Source organism: Burkholderia sp. Bp8986, from assembly GCF_003854225.1.
GTDB lineage: Bacteria > Pseudomonadota > Gammaproteobacteria > Burkholderiales > Burkholderiaceae > Burkholderia.
The window spans coordinates 1-542 of record NZ_QTQM01000205.1 but is presented as its reverse complement, the minus strand read 5'-3'; the positions used below and the strand labels follow the sequence as shown (position 1 = coordinate 542).

Here is a 542-nt window from a genome sequence, read left to right as displayed (position 1 = left end):
GCTGGTTTGCGTGACCTGAGCGGCGAGGTCGTCATCGAAGCCGCAGAGCATGGTGAGCTCGGCGAGTTGCTCGTCGGCCAGTCGAAGCGAGCGCAGCGTATGCGGCATCGAGCGAGCGGCTTCGGCGATGATCGCGGCGTCTCGGGCATCGGTCTTGGCTTCGCCGGCGTGCAGATCAGCGATGCGGCGCATGGCCAGTCCGGGCAGATAGGCGACGAGTACGCCTTCGGCGCGGGCAACGGCTACAGGAAGCGCACCGATGGTTGAGGGCTGATCGACGACGAACAGCAATCGACCGTGAGTCTTGAGTTCGGCGATGAGGGCTCGCAGCTTGACCTCGTCGTTGGGTAGCGCCTTGTTGTACAGACGCTTGCCGTTCCGATCGAGCGCAACGGCGTGATGCTGGCCTTTACCGACATCGACGCCGACGAAGACATCGACGGCACCATGTAGTTGAGTGTCTTGCATCGAAGTATGAGCAGAGTGAACGGATTGGCCTGCAACAACGGTGGCAAGTCTCGGCATCCACGTTACGGACGGCG

General features: G+C 62.4%; 1 protein-coding gene. It reads right to left on the bottom strand.

All coding sequences use genetic code 11. The features are described 5' to 3' along the window. Positions 1 to 468 (bottom strand): transposase (locus DID99_RS36890; RefSeq protein WP_185733894.1); only part of this gene is annotated, 468 nt, incomplete at its 3' end. Between the last annotated feature and the right edge of the window lie 74 nt (positions 469 to 542).